Here is a 538-nt window from a genome sequence, read left to right on the forward strand (position 1 = left end):
GTGGGATCCGTCCACGGCGACGCCAGACGCGGGCACGGTTGTCCTTTGAGGATCGGGTCCACATCGAGATCGCCTTGCTGCAGGGCCGTTCGATGCGGGCGATCGCGGCGGATCTGGGCCGGGCGCCCTCCACGATCAGTCGCGAGGTCGCTGCTCACGCCGACGCCAAGGGCCGCTATCGGGCCAAGCGGGCGCATGCGGTCGCGTTCGAGACGGCCAGGCGGCCCCAGGCCAGCAAGATCGAGGCCAATCCAGCGCTGCGTGATCGGGTCGTGGCCGGATTGACGGGCAGGCGGCGGTTGTCCCCGGAGCAGGTCGCGGGACGATTGCGCCAAGACTTCCCCGAGGATGCGGAGATGTGGGTGCATCACGAGACGATCTACCGCTGGATCTATCTGCAGCCACGCGGCCAGCTCAAGGCTGAGGTCAGTGCGGCGTTGCGGACCGGACGGGCGATGCGTCGACCGAACAAGCATGCCCACCCCGATGGTCGGGGTCAGATCCCCGACATGGTCTCCATCCACGACCGGCCACCGGT

1 protein-coding gene is annotated in these 538 nt (G+C 68.4%); it reads left to right on the forward strand.

All coding sequences use genetic code 11. The features are described 5' to 3' along the window. Positions 1-74: 74 nt before the first annotated feature. On the forward strand, positions 75-538 hold a 464-nt coding region (locus ACHAAC_RS17460; protein ID WP_435717655.1), incomplete at its 3' end, for a transposase.

Origin of the sequence: Aeromicrobium sp. CF4.19, from assembly GCF_051262555.1 — a bacterium.
GTDB lineage: Bacteria > Actinomycetota > Actinomycetes > Propionibacteriales > Nocardioidaceae > Aeromicrobium.